The 20,547-nt window shown below is 61.6% G+C and carries 20 protein-coding genes, 1 other RNA gene and 1 pseudogene; 10 read left to right on the top strand and 12 right to left on the bottom strand.

The window, feature by feature from the left end:
* Positions 1–118: 118 nt before the first annotated feature.
* Together GA829_RS37550 and GA829_RS17815 are read right to left on the bottom strand one after the other, a co-directional pair.
* Positions 119–769: a dihydrofolate reductase gene (locus tag GA829_RS37550; RefSeq protein ID WP_195174018.1), complete on the bottom strand. Its 651-nt coding sequence runs from the start codon at positions 767–769 to the stop codon at positions 119–121.
* A 195-nt stretch (positions 770–964) separates the two neighbouring features.
* Positions 965–1,966, bottom strand: coding sequence for a DUF4424 domain-containing protein (locus GA829_RS17815; RefSeq protein WP_195174017.1), 1,002 nt, complete (start codon positions 1,964–1,966; stop codon positions 965–967).
* Between the two features lie 152 nt (positions 1,967–2,118).
* Between GA829_RS17815 and cobF the strand changes: the two genes are divergently transcribed.
* Entirely contained in the window at positions 2,119–2,895 is a 777-nt protein-coding gene (gene cobF / locus GA829_RS17810; RefSeq protein WP_195174016.1) for a precorrin-6A synthase (deacetylating), read from the top strand.
* A gap of 34 nt (positions 2,896–2,929) precedes the next feature.
* Here the strand turns inward: cobF and GA829_RS17805 are convergent, their stop codons facing one another.
* The 5 genes from GA829_RS17805 to modA all read right to left on the bottom strand — a co-directional run bounded on the left by GA829_RS17805 (position 2,930) and on the right by modA (position 7,096).
* On the bottom strand, positions 2,930–3,862 hold the full coding sequence (locus GA829_RS17805; protein WP_195174015.1) for a phosphatase PAP2 family protein: 933 nt from the start codon (positions 3,860–3,862) through the stop codon (positions 2,930–2,932).
* Positions 3,863–4,041: 179 nt separating this feature from the next.
* Positions 4,042–4,383: a winged helix-turn-helix domain-containing protein gene (locus GA829_RS17800; RefSeq protein ID WP_195174014.1), complete on the bottom strand. Its 342-nt coding sequence runs from the start codon at positions 4,381–4,383 to the stop codon at positions 4,042–4,044.
* Positions 4,384–4,470: 87 nt separating this feature from the next.
* Positions 4,471–5,583 (bottom strand): molybdenum ABC transporter ATP-binding protein, encoded by a 1,113-nt coding sequence (modC, locus tag GA829_RS17795; RefSeq protein WP_195174013.1) that lies wholly within the window; start codon positions 5,581–5,583, stop codon positions 4,471–4,473.
* Positions 5,580–6,284: a molybdate ABC transporter permease subunit gene (gene modB / locus GA829_RS17790; protein ID WP_195174012.1), complete on the bottom strand. Its 705-nt coding sequence runs from the start codon at positions 6,282–6,284 to the stop codon at positions 5,580–5,582. The genes modC and modB overlap by 4 nt, the downstream gene beginning before the upstream one ends.
* A gap of 17 nt (positions 6,285–6,301) precedes the next feature.
* Positions 6,302–7,096 (bottom strand): molybdate ABC transporter substrate-binding protein, encoded by a 795-nt coding sequence (modA, locus tag GA829_RS17785; protein WP_195174011.1) that lies wholly within the window; start codon positions 7,094–7,096, stop codon positions 6,302–6,304.
* Positions 7,097–7,285: 189 nt separating this feature from the next.
* Here modA and GA829_RS17780 point away from each other — a divergent pair, with 189 nt between their 5' ends.
* Complete coding sequence (locus tag GA829_RS17780; protein ID WP_195174010.1) at positions 7,286–7,495, top strand: TOBE domain-containing protein; 210 nt, start codon at positions 7,286–7,288, stop codon at positions 7,493–7,495.
* Positions 7,496–7,512: 17 nt separating this feature from the next.
* A complete protein-coding gene (gene tsaA / locus GA829_RS17775; protein ID WP_195179714.1) occupies positions 7,513–8,004 on the top strand; it encodes a tRNA (N6-threonylcarbamoyladenosine(37)-N6)-methyltransferase TrmO in 492 nt (163 codons plus the stop codon).
* Between the two features lie 151 nt (positions 8,005–8,155).
* Here the strand turns inward: tsaA and GA829_RS17770 are convergent, their stop codons facing one another.
* On the bottom strand, positions 8,156–8,950 hold the full coding sequence (locus GA829_RS17770) for a thymidylate synthase (RefSeq protein WP_195179713.1): 795 nt from the start codon (positions 8,948–8,950) through the stop codon (positions 8,156–8,158).
* Positions 8,951–9,108: 158 nt separating this feature from the next.
* Positions 9,109–9,420 (bottom strand): DUF2853 family protein, encoded by a 312-nt coding sequence (locus tag GA829_RS17765; protein ID WP_195174009.1) that lies wholly within the window; start codon positions 9,418–9,420, stop codon positions 9,109–9,111.
* Positions 9,421–9,589: 169 nt separating this feature from the next.
* On the opposite strand from GA829_RS17765, the gene ssrA reads away from it, so the two are divergent.
* Together ssrA and GA829_RS17755 are read left to right on the top strand one after the other, a co-directional pair.
* Positions 9,590–9,949: a transfer-messenger RNA gene (ssrA, locus tag GA829_RS17760) on the top strand.
* Positions 9,950–10,060: 111 nt separating this feature from the next.
* Positions 10,061–10,571: pseudogene (locus GA829_RS17755) on the top strand (AAA family ATPase).
* 98 nt (positions 10,572–10,669) lie between these two features.
* Here GA829_RS17755 and GA829_RS17750 read toward each other — a convergent pair.
* Positions 10,670–11,875 carry a multidrug effflux MFS transporter gene (locus GA829_RS17750; RefSeq protein ID WP_195174008.1) on the bottom strand — a complete coding sequence of 402 codons (1,206 nt, stop codon included), beginning with the start codon at positions 11,873–11,875 and terminating at the stop codon, positions 10,670–10,672.
* Positions 11,876–12,060: 185 nt separating this feature from the next.
* Between GA829_RS17750 and GA829_RS17745 the strand changes: the two genes are divergently transcribed.
* From GA829_RS17745 to GA829_RS17730, 4 genes are all read left to right on the top strand, one after another.
* Positions 12,061–12,750: a TetR/AcrR family transcriptional regulator gene (locus GA829_RS17745; RefSeq protein WP_195174007.1), complete on the top strand. Its 690-nt coding sequence runs from the start codon at positions 12,061–12,063 to the stop codon at positions 12,748–12,750.
* A 138-nt stretch (positions 12,751–12,888) separates the two neighbouring features.
* Positions 12,889–13,431 carry an SspB family protein gene (locus GA829_RS17740; protein WP_195174006.1) on the top strand — a complete coding sequence of 181 codons (543 nt, stop codon included), beginning with the start codon at positions 12,889–12,891 and terminating at the stop codon, positions 13,429–13,431.
* A gap of 17 nt (positions 13,432–13,448) precedes the next feature.
* The gene (locus GA829_RS17735) at positions 13,449–13,637 is read left to right on the top strand and encodes a DUF4169 family protein (protein WP_195174005.1); all 189 of its coding nucleotides are present in this window, start codon (positions 13,449–13,451) and stop codon (positions 13,635–13,637) included.
* 10 nt (positions 13,638–13,647) lie between these two features.
* The gene (locus tag GA829_RS17730) at positions 13,648–13,872 is read left to right on the top strand and encodes a ribbon-helix-helix domain-containing protein (RefSeq protein ID WP_195174004.1); all 225 of its coding nucleotides are present in this window, start codon (positions 13,648–13,650) and stop codon (positions 13,870–13,872) included.
* Positions 13,873–13,970: 98 nt separating this feature from the next.
* Here the strand turns inward: GA829_RS17730 and GA829_RS17725 are convergent, their stop codons facing one another.
* Positions 13,971–15,770 (bottom strand): chloride channel protein, encoded by a 1,800-nt coding sequence (locus GA829_RS17725; protein WP_195174003.1) that lies wholly within the window; start codon positions 15,768–15,770, stop codon positions 13,971–13,973.
* 156 nt (positions 15,771–15,926) lie between these two features.
* On the opposite strand from GA829_RS17725, the gene GA829_RS17720 reads away from it, so the two are divergent.
* Positions 15,927–16,364, top strand: coding sequence for a MarR family winged helix-turn-helix transcriptional regulator (locus tag GA829_RS17720; RefSeq protein WP_258051642.1), 438 nt, complete (start codon positions 15,927–15,929; stop codon positions 16,362–16,364).
* A 50-nt stretch (positions 16,365–16,414) separates the two neighbouring features.
* On the opposite strand, the gene GA829_RS17715 is transcribed toward GA829_RS17720, so the two are convergent.
* Positions 16,415–20,374, bottom strand: a complete 3,960-nt coding sequence (locus tag GA829_RS17715) for an AsmA family protein (RefSeq protein ID WP_195174001.1) — start codon at positions 20,372–20,374, stop codon at positions 16,415–16,417.
* Between the last annotated feature and the right edge of the window lie 173 nt (positions 20,375–20,547).

Below are 20,547 nucleotides of genomic sequence, written 5' to 3'. Positions count from 1 at the left end.
ATGTCCTTTCGCTTGGAATTCCCTCAAGCGCCGGTGTTACGGCGCAAAGTCCAGTGTTGTTTCTTCTATAGGGACGCGACAGCGCGCTTTCAACGCGATGCGCTTTTTCTCGGGCAACTTAGAACAGTGATAACTGCTCCTCCTCGACGGAATGCATCTCCGAACGAGCTATCATTGACGAGTATCTGTCCAAGAATGAAGAGACTTCGGGGTCAGCTCGCAACAAATTGTCGGTGGTCTCGTATCTATGCTCCGGCTTTAGCCTAAGCAATGTGGTGATTCTAAAGGGGTAGTCGTCAATCTCAGATCGAGGATATTCTTTTTCCTTAAAATATCGCCAATTTTTTTGATCAAATTCCCAATCGAATTTGGCATCGCCATTTATTCGAGCAAAAACCTCGGTCAAATATACCTTATTTATATATTTCCGAAATTCCCCATATATACGCTCGCCACCAATTACAAAAAATTGCTTTTTGAAATTACAAATCGAGTAGACATCCGCCAAGAGAAGAGCGGTCTCTATGTCTTTAGCCCATTTTATTCCGCGAGCATCCGGCAATGGGGTACGAGAGAGAACTATATTCTCGCGCTTTGGCAATGGCCGACCAATCGACTCGAATGTCCGCCTGCCCATAATTATGGCATGCCCCTCGGTCCTCTTCCTAAAGTACCGAAGATCGGTGCCTAGGTGCCAAGGCAATTTATTTTCGATTCCAATTACGTGGTCTGGATAACTTCTCGCAACGATCGACGTTGCGGAAGGCATCTGAACTCTTTTCGCTACCAATCGCCCATCCCCATACTCAATAGTCGTAGGCTAGGGAAAACGCCGTCAACTTCGATGAGATTGGACCTCTATGTCCTATCAATTTCGATTGCGCCAGTGACGAAGCGCCGCAATTGGACGCATCCCGTCCGATCACGCCGTTCTCGGCGATGGCGACATAGATTGCGACGTGCATCAGTTGCTGTCCGACGGATTGAGAATGAGGATGTCGATATCATGCTCGGGATAGAAATCCTTGGCCGTCATCTCGAAACTCGTTGGCCCGACCTTCTTGACGTTGTCGCCGCAGAACGAGACCATGCTCTTCGGGTTGCCCTTGTCGACCGTCAGCTTGAACTTGCCGATGGTGCCAGCCGCCCAGTTGCCGCCGGTGGTCAGGATATAGGCAATGCGGCTCTCGTAGAATTTGGGATAGCCGTCCGGGTCATCCTTGGCCGCCTTGCGCACCGCGTTTTCGAATGTGTCGTCCATGCAGTAGCGGGTCTTGTAGGCGGCGTACTGCCCCTGGAACTTTCCGTCATAGAAGAAGCTGACCGACGACGTGCCGCCGACGCTCGGCTTGTAGCGGTGCGAGACATGAACCTCCTTGTTGGCAGGAAAGGTCGAGCGCCACCAATAGGTCGAGCGCAATTGCCAGAACGGCGTGTAGACCTTGTTCGCTTCCGAACCGTCGCCCCCGGTATCCTCGATGATGATGCCGCGATTGACCCAGTCATCGCTGACCGCTTTCGGCAACTTGGCAAGGGCGGCCTTGGCCGCATCGCCGAAGGGATAGAACGGCACATTCTGCGCCTTGAGCTCGGCACTGATGTCGATGCCGAGCGCGAACACCTTCTGTTCGAGCCGCGGCTTGGCCGCCACGCCATCGATCGTCACCTCGAAGCCGAGGAAATTGTCGCTCTGATCGTTGGGCAGCGCCGGCCTCTCCTCCGGATCGCCTTCGATGTCAGGCATCGGGAAGGCAACGATCGAGTCCACATCCTTGTCGGTGTTGTTGCGGAAGACATAGTCGACCGTGACTTTGTCCGGCGAGATGTAGAGGTCCTCGCTTTGCATGGCTACGGCATCGTTGCGCGACAGGATCAAACCGCCGGTGCCGAGTTCCGCGGTCGAGTCATTGGCGAACGCGGGTGCGGCGCAGAGCAGCAACCCGGCGGTCAGAACAGTTCGCAACATCGAAGCCCCCTCCGGCAATGTCATTGCTGGACCCTACCGGTTTCGGCGCGACGTTCAAAGCCCCCGCCGGTTCTCGGCAGCGGGTTGACGAGGCGGTCTGGGCACGCGTGGCGGTCTGGACACATGCGGGCCGATCGGGCAGGAGTCCGCGCATGCGCAAAGTTCTCGTCATCGGCATCGGCGCCGGCAATCCGGATCACATGACCGTGCAGGCCATATCAGGCCTCAACCGGGCCAACGTCCTGTTCATTCCCGACAAGGGTGCGAAGAAGAACGACCTCGCCGAACTGCGCCGCCAGATCTGCGACCGCTTCGTCACCAACCCAAAATCGCGACGGGTCGAGTTCGACGTGCCTGTGCGCGCCGAACCAACCTCATCATACCGCTCGACCGTCGACGACTGGCACGAGGCGATCGCCGCCATCTATGAAGGGCTGATCAGCGATGAGCTTTCCGACGGCGGCTGTGGCGCCTTCCTGATCTGGGGTGATCCTTCGCTCTATGACAGCGCGCTGCGCATCCTCGAGCGTGTGCACCTGAGAGGCAATGTCGCGTTCGAGCTGGAGGTCATCCCCGGCATCACCGCTGTGCAGTCACTGGCCGCCAGCCACAAGATGGCCCTGAACCGCATCGGCGATCCTATCCTCATCACAACGGGCCGGCGCCTGACCGAGGAAGGCATGCCGGACAACGCCGGCACTGCCATTGTCATGCTGGATGGCAAATGTGCGTTCAACACGCTGGACGACAAGGATCTCGTCATCCACTGGGGCGCCTATCTCGGCACTCCCGACGAAATCATCATCGCCGGCCGCCTGGGCGACGTCGGCGCCGAGATCGAGAGAACCCGTGAAGAAGCGCGCCACGGCAAGGGCTGGATCATGGACACCTACCTGCTGCGCAAACCTGGCGAGCCGAGGAATAGCTGACCGCGTTACTGTTCCAACTCGCGCGGTCCAGTTATCAAGTCTGCGCCAATCCCATGGACTGCCGTTTCGATGACAGAAAAAGAGCTGTCACGGCGGATGTCGCGAGGCCGGCGACACCAAATCCCAAAATAATATCAACCAGGTAGTGGTTTGCGATGGCGATTGCCGAGACCGCCATTACGGCATTGAGCGCCAATATTGGATAGCGCAGCCATTTCAAATCCCATGCGGCCCAGGCGCACATATATGCCACGCCGGCATGCACTGACGGAAAACATATGAGTCCAGCAGTACTGGCGAGCGAAACGGTGTAAGCCGCATGCTCACGCACGGCGATGAACTCCGGCACCGGAGAGAGAGCAAAATAAGGATAGATGTTGACGACGCTGTCGTAGCCGTATCCGTAGAAGGCATATGTGCCGAGTGCTGGAAAAAACAGTGCGATTGCCGAAGCCAACACGCAGACAATTCCATAGCCGGTGACCATGGCGTAGGCCCGTGGTTGCCTACCGGAAACGACGAGAGCAACCGGGATAAGAGCCAATTGGAATGAGATCGAGCGATAAGCAAGATCCAAGGTCTTGGCCAGGAGAGGCCGAGCATCCACGAAACTGATTAAAGCAAACCAGTCAAAACCCAGAGCGCGGTCCATCGCGTCAAGTTTGGCGTCGGCCAGGGGTAGGTCGAGCGAAATGACCAGATAGGTCAAGAGCAACACGGGAAAGGTAACTAAAAGGCCAAACCCGACTGTCTCCAGCGCCGCGGCCAAGACCGGCATTTCGCGAAAATAGCAATAGAAGGACACGGCGATAAAGATGCCGGCCGGCCAAAAAAGCGGAGTGAAAGACAGCAGATCGACACTGACCTTCGACATCGGCAACGCCGCGACGCTGACCAGGGATATGACAAATATGGAAAATAGGAACAGCCTTCTGGCTTTGTAATTCTCAAATTTGTCCAATGTCATTTCGAACACTCGCGCCGAAATTGGCACAGATTTATTCAGCGAATAGTCTTAAAATGACATTTATCTTTTCGAAAATTTCACTGTGGGCATGCGCCGTGCCTCAGAGGAAACGTGCGCGACTCGCGGGACAAGCAGCAGATGGCGTTGGTCACCCGCTGGGGCAGAGTTGTCAGCCGACCTCAACCCGCGTCGATTTCCGCCTGCAGAGCTTCCATATGCGTCGCCGCCGCCGAAGCAGCCGCCCGTTCGATGGCGCGGAAGCGGCTGACCACGGCCAGGCCCACCGACGTCAGCTGTGCACCGCCGCCTTTCCTGCCGCCGGTTTGTGCCGCGACCAGCGGCTTGCCGAACACACGGTTCATGTCCTCGACCAGGTCCCAGGCGTGTTTGTAGGACATCGCCATGCCGCGCGCGGCAGCCGAGATCGAGCCGAAGGCAGCGATCTGCTCCAAGAGTTCGATCTTTCCGGGACCGATGCGTCCATCGGGATCGAGGTTTATCCGCAAGCTCAGCGAGGGCATTTCCTGTTCTCCGCACTCACGTCCATACTATAACGTCTTCAGCGGAACCGCTATTCCAAAAAGACATAGCGACAGTCCATCCGCGGATCACCCGTCGGCTTCGATCGGCAGGCCGGCTCCGGTATTCGCCCGGTCAAAACTCACTGTCTTGACCACCGCGAAAACTTTCCCCCCAAGCCGCAGGCCTAACGCATGCCGCGACTGCTCGGTGATCCGCGCAAGCACTGTTGCGCCACCGCAATCAATTCCGACCTCGACCGCTGGCCCCTCGCCCGGGCTGATCGCGACAATCGTGCCCGGCAAGATGTTGAGCGCGCTCAAGCCTGTCGGCTGCTGGGTAGCAATCATCACGTCACGGGCGCGGATACGGATGCGCACTGGCGCGCCGGGCGTCACCGCCAGCCGAGGCACCCTGATGTCGCCTGCCGCCGAACCAAGCACGGTCATGCCGAACGCCTCGTCATGATGCAGCACTTTGGTGTCCAGCACGGAACCGCCCTCACCGCGCTCCTCCGCCGGCAACAGATCGAGCCTCTGCATGACCACGCCGGTGGGACCGGACGCGGTAACCTTGCCCTGGCTTAGCATGACCACGTCGCTGGCCAGCCGTGCCACTTCGGCGACCGAGTGGCTGACGTAGACGATCGGAATTTTCGTCTCGTCGCGCAGCCGCTCGATATAGGGCAGGATCTCGGCCTTGCGCGCCTCGTCGAGCGAGGCCAGCGGCTCGTCCATCAGCAGCAGTTTCGGACTGGCCAGCAGCGCGCGGCCGATCGCAACACGCTGTTTCTCGCCCCCGGAGAGCTTTGCCGGCCGCCGCGCCAGCAACGGACCGATGCCGAGCAACTCGACCACCGCATCCATTTCGGCGTAGCGTTCCGCCGCCGGCGTGAACCAGCGTCCGTAGCGCAGATTGCCCGCCACGCTCATATGCGGGAAGAGCCGCGCGTCCTGGAACACCATGCCGATGCGGCGCTTGTGTTTCGGCACGAAAAACCGCGCCTCGGCGTCGGCCAGCACACGGCCGTCAACCGCGATGCGGCCTCTGTCTGGCCGGATGAGGCCGGCAATCATGTTGATCAGCGTTGTCTTGCCGGAGCCCGAGGGACCAAACAGCGCCGTCAGCCGCCCGGCGCTCTCGAAGCGGGTATCGAGGCTGAAATCGCCGAGGCGATGGCTGATATCGACGAGAACGGTCATTCGATGTCCATTCGCCGGCCGACGCGCCGCGCCAGAACTTCGGATGCCACAAGTGCGGCCATCGAGATGATGATCGAGATCAGCGTCAGCCGCAGCGCGCCTTCATCACCGCCCGGCACTTGCGTGAACGTATAGATCGCCGACGGCAACGTCTGCGTCTCGTTCGGGATGTTGGAGACAAAGGTGATCGTCGCACCGAACTCGCCCATCGCCTTGGCGAAGGAGAGGATCGCACCGGCGATCAGGCCGGGCAGGATCAGCGGCAGCGTGATGGTGGCAAACACCCACAGCGGGTTGGCGCCAAGCGTGCCAGCCGCTGCCTCCATCTTGCGGTCGACCGCCTCGATCGACAGCCGGATCGCCCGCACCATCAAGGGAAAGCCCATGACGCCGCAGGCCAGCGCGGCGCCCGTCCAGCGAAATGAAAACACGATGCCGAAATGCTCGGCCAGGAAGGCACCGGCCGGCCCGCGTTTGCCGAAAGCGAGCAGGAGCAGATAGCCGGTGACGACTGGCGGCAGGATCAGCGGCAGATGCACCAGCCCGTTGAGCAGCGTCTTGCCCCAGAACCTGCCCCGCGCCAACAGCAGCGCGATGGCTATGCCTGGCGGCAAGCTGAAAAGCATCGCCACCGTGGCGACCTTTATGGACAGCCGGACCGCATTCCATTCGTCGGGAGTGAGGTCCAGCAGCCAGTTCATGCGTCAGAACGCGACCTTTAGTTGCTAGGCGTCAGGACCGTAAAGCCTTGCGCCTTGAAGAGTTCGGCTGCCTTGGCGGATTCCAGACACTTGAGGAATGCCAGCGTATCCTTGTCCTTCGAATCCGCGGTCTGGGCAACCGGGTAGATGATCGGCGGATGCGAATCCTCCGGGAAGGTGCCAACCACCTTGACGCCCTTGTCGGCATGCGCGTCAGTGGCATAGACGATGCCGAGCGCGGCTTCGCCGGTGGAGACCAGCTTCAGCGCGGCGCGCACGTTTTCGGCTTGCGCCACCTTGCCCTCCACCGACGACCAGACGCCGAGCGATTCAAGCGCGGCCTTGCCATATTTGCCGGCCGGCACCGCCTTGAAGTCACCCATGGCGAGCTTGCCGTCGCCGATGAGCTTGGCAAGGTCAAAACCCTTTTCGATCTTGGTTTCGGCCTTCGAATCCTTCGGCGCCACCAGCACGATCTGGTTGCCAAGCAGCTTCACTTCGGTCTCCGGCTTGGTCAGCTTCTTGTCCGAGAGATATTTCATCCAGTCGAGGTCGGCCGAGATGAAGACGTCGGCTGGCGCGCCGCCTTCGATCTGCTTGGCCAGCGCCGAGCTTGCGGCATAGGACACGGTCGCGGCTTCACCGACATCGGCGGTACAGGCCTTGTTCACCGCATCAAGCGCGTCCTTGAGGCTGGCAGCGGCAAATACGGTGACCTTGTCTTCCGCATGCGCCATCGGCACCGCCGCTATCAGCACCGCCGCAAAACCGCCAACGGCGATCGCCTTCAGTCCGAAACCTCTGCGCGTCATGGAAACTCTCCCTGGGGTTTTGAATTCGACCGGCTCGAAGCCTCCGACCGATATATCCGCATGAACATAACAAGGGAAGGCCCGACGCCCGTTGAAACATTCTATCTGGCGCCCGCGATAGTCTTGGCGGTGGCACCGCGCCATTGTTCTGGTAAGAGGTGCGCAGAACAACTTTGAAAGGAACCTTCGATGAAAATCAGCGCCCGCAACATCCTCAAGGGAACGATTGTCGAGATCGTCAAGGGTGCCACCACCTCGCATGTCAGGATCGACATTGGCGGCGGTGCTGTCGTGACCGCCTCGATCACCAACGAGGCCGTCGCCGATCTCAAGCTCGAAAAAGGCAAGCAGGCCTACGCCGTGGTCAAGGCGTCCGACGTGATGGTCGGCATCGACTGACGAGCGTGCACGAACCCGTGGTTCGCGAAAACGAGATCAGGCCGAGCGAGGTCGCGGTCGATGCGCCGCCCGCGACCGATGCCGGGCTGGTGTTCATCGGCGTTATCCACACGCCCTGGACTTCGCGCATGGCAACGCCCCGCCAGGGCCGTGATGACGGCCCCGTCTGCCGAATTGAAATCTTCGACCCCTGGCGGGAAGCCTTGGACGGCGTCGACAAATTCGAGCGGCTGGAACTGCTCTATTGGCTGCATCTGTCGAGGCGCGACCTCGTAAAGCAAAGCCCGGCCAGTGACGGCACATCGCGCGGTACATTTTCGCTGCGCTCGCCGGTGCGGCCCAATCCGATCGGCACCTCGATCGTCAGGCTCGTCGGCGTCGAAGGTCCGACACTGCTGGTGCGCGGCATGGATTGCGTCGACGGCACGCCCCTGCTCGACCTCAAGCCGGACCGGACACTGTTCAAGCCGATCGCTCCGCCGCAGGCGGGTGATTTCGAGGTTGGATAATACGTGCGTAAGATATGCCGAGATTCAGGTCAGGCTGAGCCGAGAATGATGGCTTTCGAGAACCGGAGCGGAGCGGACATTCGGTCCGTGAGCACCGGAAGCGCGGAAAGCCGTCATTCGCAGGCCGGCATCACCTGAATATCGGCATATCTTAGACTGCGATGGGCGCTTTGATCGATGCGTCGGCGACATAGTTTTCCAGCCGGAAATCCTCGAAGCGGAAGGCAAACAGGTCCTTCACCTCCGGATTGATCCACATCGTCGGCAGCACTCTCGGCGTGCGCTGCAATTGTTCGCGCGCCTGTTCGAAATGGTTCGAGTAGAGATGCGCGTCGCCGAGCGTATGGACGAAATCGCCGGGCCGCAGTCCGGTCACCTGCGCCACCATCAGCGTCAGCAGCGCATAGGAGGCGATGTTGAAGGGAACGCCCAGGAAAATATCGGCGGAGCGCTGGTAGAGCTGGCAGGAAAGCCGGCCCTCGGAAACATAGAACTGGAACAGGCAGTGGCAGGGCGGCAACGCCATGGCTTCCACCTCGGCGGGATTCCAAGCCGAAACGATCAGCCGCCGCGATTGAGGATTCCGGCGTATCTCCTTCAGAAGATTCGCGATCTGGTCGATCGACCCGCCATGACCATCCGGCCACGAGCGCCATTGCTTGCCGTAGACCGGCCCAAGATCGCCATTCTCGTCGGCCCATTCATCCCAGATCGAGACGCCGTTGTCGTTGAGATAGGCGATGTTGGTGTCGCCGGCCAGGAACCACAGGAGTTCATGGATGATCGACTTCAGGTGCAGCTTCTTGGTGGTGGTGACGGGAAAACCGCGCGAAAGGTCAAATCGCATCTGGTAGCCGAACACCGAACGCGTACCGGTGCCGGTGCGGTCCGGACGGTCGTCGCCGTTATCAAGCACATGCTGCAGAAGGTCGAGATACTGGCGCATCGGTTCGGGCTCGATTCGATTGTCTGGCAATCATAGCCGACGGGCGGCTAGACGAACATAACAAACCAGCGTCGCACCTGCCCAGCGCGCGACTGTTCCCCAACAAGATCAAAACTGGCGCGCGGAGGCGCCAGTTTGCAGATGATCCGGCGTTATCGTCAGAGAGAGCCGAGCTTGCCAAGGTCCTTGGCGACCAGATAATAGAAGGTCACCCGGTTCTTGCTGTGGTCGGCGGCCATCGCCTTGCAGACCTTCTCGATCGAAGCATCGGCCTTCTTGTCGTCAGCTATGCCGAGCTTCTTCGACACCCAGCCCGCCTTGACGCGATCGAGTTCCTTCGGATCCGTGCAGGACACCAGCGAGGAATCGCGGTTCCTCAGCGCGATGCCCAGATGCTTCACGATCTTGTCGACCACGTCGGCGCTTGCCCCGGCGTCGTATTTCTTCACGTCTGCAAGATAGTCGGCCATCAAAAACTCCCCTCGTCGGCGCCACGGTCCGATCGATGAGGCTTGTGGCGCGCTGACGCAACTTTTGCGTTAGGTCGATAACGCCTCACCGTTGCAAAGCTTCGGTTGAGAGCGTTGCCAAGTCAACCCATTGCGATGCGGTTTTGAAACGGGGACAAAGTGCCATTGCGGCCTTTCATTTCACGCGATGGGCCCCTATATTCGTTTTGTCGGCTTGACCGACTATGGCGATAAATGGGCGATGAAATAAGCCGTTCGGACCCGGGGGCGGTACCCGGCGCCTCCACCAAAAACCGCTCTTGATGAGAGAGCGGATTTTGATGGGGGCGAAATAGGATCGACGAAGGTGTAAAGATCGTACTTTTGCCCGGCATGGTACCACCGTCATCGGGCTAAACCTGTAGTTGCAAATGACAACTATGCGGAAGCACGTCTCGCCGCGTAAGCGGTGCGATAGCTTCAATTCAAGCCCTAGAGGTTCGCACTTCTAGGCGGGGTTCGGAGGTACCTGGCAACAGAAACCTCCACTTCTCCCTTTCAGATATATGCGGTTCGAAAGCAGGCCTTTGCCTGCGGCGCGTTCAAGCGCCGGCCAATGGCGAAGCCGCTCGCCACACCTTTCCAATCACGGACCAAGAACATGCAAAACGATTCCGATCGATTCTTTGTGCTGACCGGTGGTCCGGGCTCAGGCAAGACTACGTTGATTGAAGCGCTACGCTTGGCAAGCTTCGCCACCTCGGTTGAAGCCGGGCGCGGCGTCATCCGTGACCAGACGGCCATAGGTGGCTCCGCCCTGCCCTGGCAGGACCGGACCTTGTTCGCCGAACTGATGCTGTCATGGGAACTGCGCTCCTGGCACGCGGCCCGCGAGCAGACGGGACCGGTCTTCTTCGATCGTGGCGTGCCGGACACGCTCGGCTACCTACAGGCTGTGCGGCCTGCCACTGCCCGAGCATGTCGAGGTGGCCGCCAAAAGCTTCCGTTATGCGGCGCGCGTTTTCATCGCGCCGCCCTGGCCGGAAATCTTTGCGCAGGACGAGGAGCGGAAGCAGACGCTCGACGAGGCCGAGCGCACCTACCATGCGCTGGTCAGCACCTACACCGAACTCGGCTATGAACTCGTGCCGCTGCCCCTGGGCCCGGTCTAGACGCGGCTGCGTTTCGTGCTGGCCGAGACAGGATTGGCTCAGATGTAGAAAAGGCCGGGCAAGCCCGGCCTTTTCTACTGTTGGTTTGGTGATACGGCCTATTCCGCGGGCGCCTCGACCGCTTCCCGCGAACGGCCAAGCGTCATCTTCGCCAGCGTGAAGGAAATCACCGCGCAGAGCGTGATGCCTGCGACCATCGGCAATGGCGTGCCGTCGAAGAACAGGCCCGCGACACCCATGGCGAGCGCGCCGATGGCGAAATGCAGCGTGCCCATCAGCGCCGAGGCCGTGCCGGCGATCTCGCCATGCTCTTCCATGGCCAGCACCGAGGTGGTCGGAATGACCAAGCCGAGGAAGCCGTAGCCAATGAACAGCAGCGCCGCCAAAACGTCGAGCCGGTCGACACCGGTCGCCATGATCGCGAACAGCGCCACCATCGTCGTCGCATAGCCAGTCACCGCCACCCAGACCACGCGCTTCAACCCGAAGCGCCCGGCGAGCAGGCCGGTCAGTTGCGACATGCCGATGAAGGCCACCGCGTTGATCGAGAAGAACACGCTGTAGACCGAAGGCGACAGCCCATAGTGGTCGATCAGGATGAAGGACGAGCTCGAGAGATAGACGAAGAAGCTGGCAATACCGAAGCCGGCGATTGCTACAAGGCCAAGGAAGTTGCGGTCACCCATCAGGAAGCGGTAGCCGGCAAGCGCTGTGCCAAAGGAGGAACCAACGCGCTCTTCCGCCGGCCGCGTCTCCTTGAGCGAGGTCGCGAGCAGGATGGTCGCCAATGCGGCGGCACCCGTCACCGTCCAGAATACGGCGCGCCAGCCGAAATTCTCGATGATCTGGCTGCCGGTCAGCGGCGCCAGGATCGGCGACACCGAAAACACCAGCATCAGCAGGGACATCAGCTTGGCGGCTTCATTGCCGGTGTGCAGGTCGCGCACGATGGCGCGCGGCACCGCCATGCCAGCGCTGGCGCCAAGGCCCTGCAGGAAGCGGAAAGCGATCAGCCACTCGATGCTGGGCGCGAGCGCCGAGCCGATGCCGCCGGCCATGAACAGCGCAAGGCCGCCGTAGAGCGGCAGCTTGCGGCCAACCATGTCGGAGATTGGCCCGACGACAATCTGCCCGAAGCCCATGGAAAGAAAGAAAATCAACAGGCTCATCTGCACGGCGGAGGTGCCGGCGTGCAGATCCGCGCCGATCGACGGCAATGCGGGAAGATACATGTCGATGGCGAACGGGCCGATGGCGGACAACAAGCCGAGCACGACCGCGATGCGGAGGAATTTGGGGCTCATGATAAAGGCTTCTTTCGAATCTGGTTGCCGCCGGTGACCGGCGGGTAACCCAAGGACGTTCCATCCCCTGAAATTCCGACGCCGGCAGCGAATTCCTTTTCGCTTACCAGGGAAATCCCTTTGCTCTATGTCCACAAATTTAGACAGTCTTGTCTAATTCGTCAATCACCTCTATATAGATTTTCATGAAGCTCGGCGTTTCTCCTGACACTTTCCCGCCACGCGGCCACGAGGCCAAGCGTATCTCCATTGTCGACGCCGCCGCCTCGGTGTTCTGCCGCGAAGGCTTCGCCGGCGCCAACATCGATCTCATCGCCGCGGAGGCGGGTGTTTCGCGCCAGACCGTCTACAATCATCATGGCGACAAGGAAAAACTCTTCGTTGCCGTTGTCCGCGACCTGACAGAACGCTGCAACACCGGCATCTTCGCCACCATTTCCACCTTCCCCGATCAGCCCAGGGATCTCGAAGCCGATCTGATCGGCTTTGCGGTGCGCATGAACCGCAACTGCATCTGCAACCGCGATGGAAAGTTCCTGCGCAAACTGATCCAGACGGAAGGCGAGCGGTATCCGGAATTGTTCGCCGAATGGCTTGAACGGGGACCGGGCCAGACCTGGCCGGCACTGGCGGCCCGTTTCGCCCGCCTCGCCTATGGCGGCTACCTCGCGATCGATGATCCTGACGTGGCGGCGCGCCAGTTCCTTGGCCTCGTCAACGCCGAACTGCAGACCACTTTCATGCTTGGCGGCACGCCACAGGACGAAGACGTGCTGCAATCCGCGACCAACGGCGTGCGCACATTCCTGCGCGCCTTCGGCAAGCGGAAGGCGGCCGCCACCATGGAAAAGCAGAGCGTGCTGGCCAACGCCTGACGCGTTTGCGGAGCGCCTGGCAGATCAAATCGACGGCAAGTGCCCTCGCCTCGGCATGGTACCCCGCTATATCAGGTTTACGCGGCCCTCAAGCTTGACTACAGCTATGCGGACGATTCAACGGAACCCGACCACCACATGGCCGACGACCACATCCGCTACGACATTCTGGCCCAGGAGGCGTTGCGCGGCGTCATGCGCAAGGTCCTGGCCGAGGTCGCGCGCACCGGCCTCCCCGGCAACCATCATTTCTTCATCACCTTCCTGACCGGCGCACCGGGCGTGCGCGTGTCTTCCAGGCTGCGTGAACGCTATCCCGAACAGATGACAATCGTCATACAGTTCCAGTACTGGGACCTGAAAGTGACGGACACCGGCTTCGAGGTTGGCCTGTCCTTCTCCGACGTGCCGGAAAAACTTGAAATCCCGTTCTCCGCCGTGCGCGGCTTCTACGATCCGTCGGTCAATTTCGAGCTTGAATTCGATGTGAAGACGGATGGCGTGGCGGTCGAGGAGCCCGCCGACAAACCTGCTGTCGAGCCGCTGGCCATCGTCTCCGAGAAGAAGCCGAAGGCCGAGAAGAAAGCCGCCGCCGAAGCGGAGAAGAAACCTGCTGCCGCCGCCGACGCCACCACCAAGGGCGCCGAAGTCGTCTCGCTCGACGCCTTCCGCAAGAAGTAGCCGGACGGGCCTGAGCCATGGCCGAGATCATCAATCTTCGTCAGGCCCGCAAGTTGAAGGCTCGCAGCGAGAAAGAGCGCATCGCCGGCCAAAACCGCACCCTGCATGGCCGTTCGAAGGCCGAAAAGGAACGCGACCGCCTGCTCGCCGACAAGGCCGAGGCTTTCATCGCCGGTCATCGCCGCGAGCCCTCGGGCGATAAGTGAACATCTCGACGTGAGCGCGGTCGAAAAACGCTCGGTCACCATTCGCGGCCATCGCACCAGCTATTCGCTCGAAAAGCCGTTCTACGACGATCTCGGCGCCATTGCCGCCGAACGCAAGTTGACGCTCGCCGCCCTTGTCGCCGAAATCGACGGGACAAGGCCGCGCGACACCAACCTGTCCTCCGCGCTCAGGCTTCATGTGCTGGATTGGGCAAAGCGTGGCGCGGCGCTCTAGTGCAATTCCAGGAAAAGTGCGCAGCGGTTTTCCGTCCGGAATTGCGTAAAAACAGGGACTTAGAGCGGGCCAGCGATTCTATCAAACGCTGAACCGCTCTAGGACGAAACGGTACCTTCGCGTTTCTTTCTGCGGGTGCCGAAGCCCAGCAACGCCGAGCGGTCATGCTCCTCCGCCTGTTTCCTGGCCCGCACGCGCATCATGTCCTTCCAGCCGATATAGCCGACCAGCCGGTCATCTTCACGCGCAACGACCGGAAGATGCGAGACATTGGCCATCAGCAGCTTGTCGGACAGGCCTTCGAGATATTCGTCGGGATAGGCCAGCGTCACCTTGCTTCCGGCCAGCAATTCGCCAAGCGTCGTGGTGCGGTGCTTGCCGGCTCGCCGCCAGCTCAGGATCGCCGGCGGATCGATCAACCCGAGCACTTGCCCTTCCGCATTGACCACGGGGAAACTCGGATGCCGTGTCTGCGGCGCCGTCAGGAATGCCGCTGCGCCATGCAGCGTCATCGTCGCCGGCACGCTTTCGACAGCTGATGTCATGACCTCTCGCACCCGGGTCAGGGCGAAAGGATCGACGCGATATTCGCGCACCAGATGATGCCCTCGCCGCGCGACCTTCTCGGTCAGGATAGAGCGCTTCATCAAAAGCACGGTCACCGCATGCGCGGTGGCGCAGGCCGCGATCAGCGGCACCAGCACATGCGTGTCGCCGGTCAATTCGACGGCGAAGAAGGTGGCGGTGAGCGGCGCGCGCATCGTGCCGCCCATTGTCGCGGCCATGGCCAGCAGCGCCCAGAAGCCGGGATCGGCGGCGGGTAAAATGCCGGCAAGCGCCGCGCCCATCGCGCCACCCATGATCAGCAGCGGCGCCAGCACGCCTCCCGACGTTCCTGATCCCAATGCGACCGACCAGATGATCGCCTTTACCACCAGCAGCGTCAGCGCGGCGGCGGCAAGCGTTCGGCCGTCCAGCATGTTGGCGATGTTGTCATAGCCGACACCCAGCGCCTGCGGCTCTATCAGCCCGCCGATGCCAACCACCAGGCCACCGAGCATCGGCCACCACATCCAATGGATCGGCAGTTTCTGGAAGCCATCCTCGCAGGCGTAGACCATCTGCGTCAGCAGTCCCGACAGGAGACCCGCAGCAATGCCGATCAGCACCCAGCCGCCGAGACCGACAAAGGAAACCTCCATGCCGCCATGAAACGGAAAGATCGGCCCGGGAAGGTGCAGCATGGTGCGTTCCACCTCGGCGATGATGGCGGCGACCGCGACTGGAATGAAGCTGCGCGGCGTCCATTCGAAGAGCAGCAGTTCCACCGCCAGCATGATGGCGGCGATCGGCGTTCCAAACACAGTGGTCATGCCGGCAGCCGCGCCCGCGACCAGCAGCGTCTTGCGCTCATTGTCGCTGACCGGCAGCATCTGCGCGATCAGCGAGCCAATGGCGCCGCCGGTCATGATGATCGGCCCCTCGGCGCCGAAGGGTCCACCCGAGCCGATCGAGATCGCTGACGACAGCGGCTTCAGGATTGCCACCTTGGCATCGAGGCGCGACCGCCCGAGCAGGATCGCCTCGATGGCCTCGGGAATGCCGTGGCCGCGAATCTTCTCGCTGCCGAAGCGCGCCATCACGCCAATGATCAGCGCGCCGATCACCGGAACGACCACCGCGGCATAGCCGAGCGGCGTGTCCTGGAGTTTAAGATCGGCGAGCGTGAACTGGCCGAAATAGGCGATGTTGGTGGCGAGCCGGATCAGCTTCAACAGCGCGATGCCGGCGAACAGCCCGGCCGTGGCGACGACGACGGCGATGGCTGCGATCAGCAAAACCCTCGCGTCGGTGGTGAAATCCCTGAGATGACCGGGATTGGGGTGATGGGGCTTCATGGCGGACTTTGCTTCCTGGCGTTGGGCCGTATCGGTTTGGTCGGCACGGTCGAAGCGGCCAGCCGGCATATCGCGCGGCTATGTATCGTAATACGATATAAATATTCAAGCCAGTTCTGCTTGAAAACCGTTTGAGCTTTTTCACGAATGGAACAAATGTCTGGCATGACGCAGCCGCAGAAACCCCGCACCACCATCAGCCAGGCCGACTATCAGCGGCTTTCCGAGTTCCGCTATCTGATCCGCCGGTTCCTCGAATTCAGCCAGCTGCAGGCGGAAGACGCCGGCCTGACCGCGCGCCAGCACCAGGCGCTGCTGGCGATCAAGGGATTTCCGGGAGGCGGACCGGTGACGATCGGTGACCTGGCCGAGCGCCTGCGCATCCGCCATCACAGCGCGGTGGAACTGGTCAACCGCCTAGGCGAAGCCGGGCTCGTCGCCAGGGATCAGGACAAGGACGACCACCGCCGCGTCCTGCTGCAGTTGACCGAGCGCGCCGACGATTGTCTGGCCGAACTGTCGGCGGCCCATCTCGATGAGCTGTCCCGCATCGAGCCGATGCTGAGACGATTGCTCGATCGAAAGAACCCATGATCACACGATTGCGGAGAGCGAACGGTTCGAACCGCTCAGCGCGATAAGCCTTAGCCGCCGCTCAGCGACTTCAACAGATTGTCGATCGTAAAAGGGTTGGCTTTTGGTTTGGCAGGCGCCGGATTTTCATTCGCCGGCGGCAGCGGCGTCCGCTCCACCTTGGGCGCCTGTTCCGCGGCCTTGCGTTCGGCCGCCAGCTTCGCCTTTTCCTCGGAGGCTATCCGCATCGCCTCCTCCACCTTCAGGCGCTGTTGTTCCTCCGCTTGCGCCTTGGCCGCCTCGTCCGCCGCCTTCTGCTCAGCCTTCGCTTCGGCATCCGCCTTGGCCTTCGCGTCGGCATCCGCCTTGGCTTTCGCATCGGCATCCGCTTGGGCCTTCGCATCAGCGGCAGCCTTGGCTTGAGCTTCCGCCTCGGCTTGTGCCTTGGCGTCGGCTTCGGCTTTTGCCTTTGCATCGGCCTCGGCTTTCAGCCTTGCTGCTTCTTCCTGCTTGCGCAGTTCTTCGGCCGCCTTGTCGCGCGCATCCTGCAGGGCCGCGTAGTAGCGCACCTCGCGCCGCAGCCGCTGCTTTTCCAGCAACGCCGCCTGCATCGCTTCGACGCGCTGCTGTTCCTTTTCCAGCGCGCGCTGGGTCAGGAACTGCGCCAGAGGCTCGCTGTCGAACGTTCGTTTGAGGGCGCCGAATGGTCCATCGACGCTGAAATTCACCGCTGGTTCCGAGCCGACCAGAGCCTCGTCGCCAGGCTTGTAAGTAATCGCTCCCTTGGTCGCGACCGTGCCGGCGTTGAAGTCGGCGGTGATGTCGGCGGAAAGCGCCGCTGCTGGATTTTCCAGGCTGACCGGCGGCGCCCGCAGCGTGCCGCCGGCAATCGTGAAGGCGATGTCACTGTCGCCGGCGGGAAAACTGCCGTCAGCCGCGATCTGTGGCGCGAAGCCAGCGGTCTTGGCCACATCGATATCGCGCCCGATGGCATCGGCCTTGCCGATGAAAGCGCCGAAGGCATCCGGATTGACGCCGGCGATCGTCAGGCCCTTCAGCGCGGCCGTGCCCGACCCCGACAATGCGGCCACCATCGCATCGACCGATTTGCCACTGGTCGACAGCGTGGTCGAGAAATCGCCCTTGCCGGTGACGCCTGTATCCGGCAGCACGGCGGCCAGGTCGGCGCCTGCAAGCTTCACCTGGCCGGTGAACAGCCCGCTGCCGTCATTGTTCTTCAACTCGAACAGGCCGGTCAGCGCGCCGCCGAGGAATTTCGCCTTGAGATCCGAGATACGGATGCCTTCCTTGTCGAGCTTCAACGAAAAGGCGGCGTCATAGGCCGTGGCGAAGGGCCCGGCGGCAAGCGCTGCCGTGTTCAGGTCGAGATCGGCGGTGAACGGCAGGCTGGACTTCTGGCTGAAGGGTGCGGCTGGCCATGCGCCGCTCTTGTCCGCGAGGAAGGCAGAATCACCAAACAGCGTCACCGCCATCGGGTCGAGGTCCAGTTCATCCAGTGTCAGGGCGCCGGCCAGATGCGGCACGCCCTCCTTCACGTCGAGATTGACGTCGCCGGAAACCGCCGCTTCGTTGATGGCGCCGCTGACACCGTCCAGCACCAGCAGGCCATTGCCATAGTCGGCCTGCGCCGCGAGCGATGTCGACATGCCGGCGCCCATGCCAGGCAGCCCGATGCCGGTCGTCATCAGCCACGGCTCGATGTCAGTGGCGTCAAGGCTGAGCTTGCCTCTGGCGGATGGACCTTGCGGCGTGTCAGTGAGCGTTCCTTCGAAGCCAGCCTTGAAGTCATTGCCGGCAAGGCTGAAGGTGGTCGCGAGACCACCGCCCAGCGTGCCCTTGGCGGAAATATCCGTGGTGGCCTCTCCGAGCATGCCAAGCGGCAGAGCCGGCAGGCCGTAGAGCGCCAGGAGCGCGGTGGCATCGGGGTTCTTGGCATTGAAGGTCAGCGTCACCGGTGCGTCGAGAAGCTTGTCGGCCGATCCCTTCCCCGATAGCGACGCGGAGAAACCTGAACCACCGGCCTTGCCTTGTCCGCTGACCGCGAGCCCCGTGGTGCCGTCGCCATTGTCGGCCGCGCTGGCGATCAGGTCGACCCGCGCGTCCTGGAACAGGTCGGGATAGGCCGCCGCGCGGCTGGCCAGCCCCTTCAGCACCGCATTGTCGGGATAGTGCTGCGCCGCAACGTCGATCAGCGGCTTGAGGTCGACGGCAACCACCGAAGCATCGAGCTTGCCGGTGGGGCTCGCCGGGAAATCCTTGATCCGGCCGGTGGCGCTGATCGAGGCGCCGGCCAGCCCGCCCACCGAGAGCCGATCGATTTCGAGCAGTCCGTCGCGCAGCCGCAGCGCCGTGTCGACCGTGTCGGCGGTCAGCCCGCCGGCACTGACCGGCCCAGCCTTGATCTGGAAATCGAGATCGCGGTCGGAGAAGCGGTTGGCGCCCTTGTCGTTGACAAAGATCGAGACAAAAGCCGCGAGCCCGTCGACATCAAGATCGCCGCCTTCGAGACGCATCAGCACCGACGGCTTGGCGTCGTCCGGTTGGCTGGAATCGATGCGGCCGGAAAATTTCGCCTTGCCGAGGATCAGTTCGAGATCGCTGAACGCCTGGCGCTTCTCGCTCAGGTCGACCTTGGCCTTGAAGCCGGCGGCGGGCAGTCGCCGAATTGCCTCATCGACATCCTTGGACAGCCACGCAGCAAAACCCGAGGGTTGCGCCACGGCCAGCAACAGCGAGCCGGTGAAGCCAAATTGGCCCTGCACGTTCAGCATGAGCATGCCATCGGCTTCCAGCGTGGTCCGGCCAGGCAATGTCGCGGCAAGCGACTTCACCTTCCAGCCACCTTCGGTCGGCTCGGCCGAGAGATGCACGTCGCGGACCGTGGTGTCGCCGGCCACCACCGCTGGCAGCTTGACCTCGATGGTTCCGGGTATGGCAGGTTTCGGCAGGTCGAGCAGGGCCTGCTCGAGGCCCGCGATACGCTGATCCAATGTCAGGCCCGCCCCTGCCGCAGCACCCACGGCCTCGTCGAACTTCACCTGCGCGCCATTGGCCTCGATGGCGAAGCTCGGCTTCAGGCCAAGATCAACCGAGGCCTTGCCATCGGCGGTGTAGGGATTGTCGAGCGGCCCGGTCTCGAAGCGGAATTCGTCGACGCCGAGTTTTTGATGATCGAGCGCGAACTTGCCGTTGAGCCGGAAGCCGGGATCTGGCTTGCCGGCGCTGACTTTCACCGTCTCGCCATCGCTGCCGCGCAGCTGCGCGGAATTCTTGTCGGCGCCGGAAATCTTGAATTGCCCGGAATAGACCGCCGCACCCTTGACGATACCGGCATTGCCATCGGTCTCGATGACCAGCGGATAGGCATCGGGATCGGCCTTGAGCCTGAGCCGCGTCTGCCCGCTGCCGTCAGCCTTGCCCGTGGACGCAGCAATGGTGGTGCGCAGCCCATCCAGCCGCAACGACCCGTCCATCCGCCACGGCCCAGCCAGCGACTTGGCCGAAATGGTCGAGTTGATTTCGGAAATCAGGTGGCTGCGCCCGCCGGCGGCGTGGCTGAGCGCGATCTCGCCTTCCGTCACCGTCAGCTTCTCGATTGAAATCTGGTTGAGGTCGAAGGGCGAGGACGGCCGCATCGCCCAGTCTACAGTGCCATCGGCCGCGATGTTGATGATTGCCTTGGGCCGCACCAGGCGCATGTCGAAGATCAGCACTTCCCCGCGCAGGAACGGCGCCAACTCGGCATCCATCGAAAACGTCTCGATGGTCATGGCTGGCTGGCCGTTGGGACCGCCGGCAACGGCGACATTGGAGAAGGTCACCGAGGGGAACGGCAGCAGCCGCGCCGTCGCATCGCCCTGCACGGTCACCTTGCGGCCAAGAATGGCGCTCGCCTCGCGCTCGAACTCGGCACGGTAGCCTGTCCAGTCGATAAAATACGGCACCACCAGCGCCGCACACAGCACCAGCACAAAAAGGCCACCGAAGATCACGAACAGGCGAGCGAGCATCAGCTCCGAAACGGTTGATTGAAATTCTGCCGCACTCTACCCGCATCCGCGTGTCGATAAAGAGGCAATTCGGCTGGCACAGCCGCAAGATGTCTGGCGTGGACGCCATCTTCACCAAAACCCCGTCGCGAAGGCGCGGTTGCATGGCCGCTGGCGATGGATATCCTGTTCTT

Origin of the sequence: Mesorhizobium sp. INR15, from assembly GCF_015500075.1 — a bacterium.
Lineage (GTDB): Bacteria > Pseudomonadota > Alphaproteobacteria > Rhizobiales > Rhizobiaceae > Mesorhizobium.
The sequence above is the reverse complement of the archived record's forward strand: the minus strand, read 5'-3'. Positions and strand labels throughout refer to the sequence as shown.

What these genes read in the sequence shown, in the direction of transcription:
- GA829_RS37550 (WP_195174018.1), bottom strand. Translation starts at nt 769, where the DNA reads ATGCCTTCCGCAACGTCGATCGTTGCGAGAAGTTATCCAGACCACGTA.
- GA829_RS17815 (WP_195174017.1), bottom strand. Translation starts at nt 1,966, where the DNA reads ATGTTGCGAACTGTTCTGACCGCCGGGTTGCTGCTCTGCGCCGCACCC.
- cobF (WP_195174016.1), top strand. Translation starts at nt 2,119, where the DNA reads ATGCGCAAAGTTCTCGTCATCGGCATCGGCGCCGGCAATCCGGATCAC.
- GA829_RS17805 (WP_195174015.1), bottom strand. Translation starts at nt 3,862, where the DNA reads ATGACATTGGACAAATTTGAGAATTACAAAGCCAGAAGGCTGTTCCTA.
- GA829_RS17800 (WP_195174014.1), bottom strand. Translation starts at nt 4,383, where the DNA reads ATGCCCTCGCTGAGCTTGCGGATAAACCTCGATCCCGATGGACGCATC.
- modC (WP_195174013.1), bottom strand. Translation starts at nt 5,583, where the DNA reads ATGACCGTTCTCGTCGATATCAGCCATCGCCTCGGCGATTTCAGCCTC.
- modB (WP_195174012.1), bottom strand. Translation starts at nt 6,284, where the DNA reads ATGAACTGGCTGCTGGACCTCACTCCCGACGAATGGAATGCGGTCCGG.
- modA (WP_195174011.1), bottom strand. Translation starts at nt 7,096, where the DNA reads ATGACGCGCAGAGGTTTCGGACTGAAGGCGATCGCCGTTGGCGGTTTT.
- GA829_RS17780 (WP_195174010.1), top strand. Translation starts at nt 7,286, where the DNA reads ATGAAAATCAGCGCCCGCAACATCCTCAAGGGAACGATTGTCGAGATC.
- GA829_RS17770 (WP_195179713.1), bottom strand. Translation starts at nt 8,950, where the DNA reads ATGCGCCAGTATCTCGACCTTCTGCAGCATGTGCTTGATAACGGCGAC.
- GA829_RS17765 (WP_195174009.1), bottom strand. Translation starts at nt 9,420, where the DNA reads ATGGCCGACTATCTTGCAGACGTGAAGAAATACGACGCCGGGGCAAGC.
- GA829_RS17750 (WP_195174008.1), bottom strand. Translation starts at nt 11,875, where the DNA reads ATGAGCCCCAAATTCCTCCGCATCGCGGTCGTGCTCGGCTTGTTGTCC.
- GA829_RS17745 (WP_195174007.1), top strand. Translation starts at nt 12,061, where the DNA reads ATGAAGCTCGGCGTTTCTCCTGACACTTTCCCGCCACGCGGCCACGAG.
- GA829_RS17740 (WP_195174006.1), top strand. Translation starts at nt 12,889, where the DNA reads ATGGCCGACGACCACATCCGCTACGACATTCTGGCCCAGGAGGCGTTG.
- GA829_RS17735 (WP_195174005.1), top strand. Translation starts at nt 13,449, where the DNA reads ATGGCCGAGATCATCAATCTTCGTCAGGCCCGCAAGTTGAAGGCTCGC.
- GA829_RS17725 (WP_195174003.1), bottom strand. Translation starts at nt 15,770, where the DNA reads ATGAAGCCCCATCACCCCAATCCCGGTCATCTCAGGGATTTCACCACC.
- GA829_RS17720 (WP_258051642.1), top strand. Translation starts at nt 15,927, where the DNA reads ATGTCTGGCATGACGCAGCCGCAGAAACCCCGCACCACCATCAGCCAG.
- GA829_RS17715 (WP_195174001.1), bottom strand. Translation starts at nt 20,374, where the DNA reads ATGCTCGCTCGCCTGTTCGTGATCTTCGGTGGCCTTTTTGTGCTGGTG.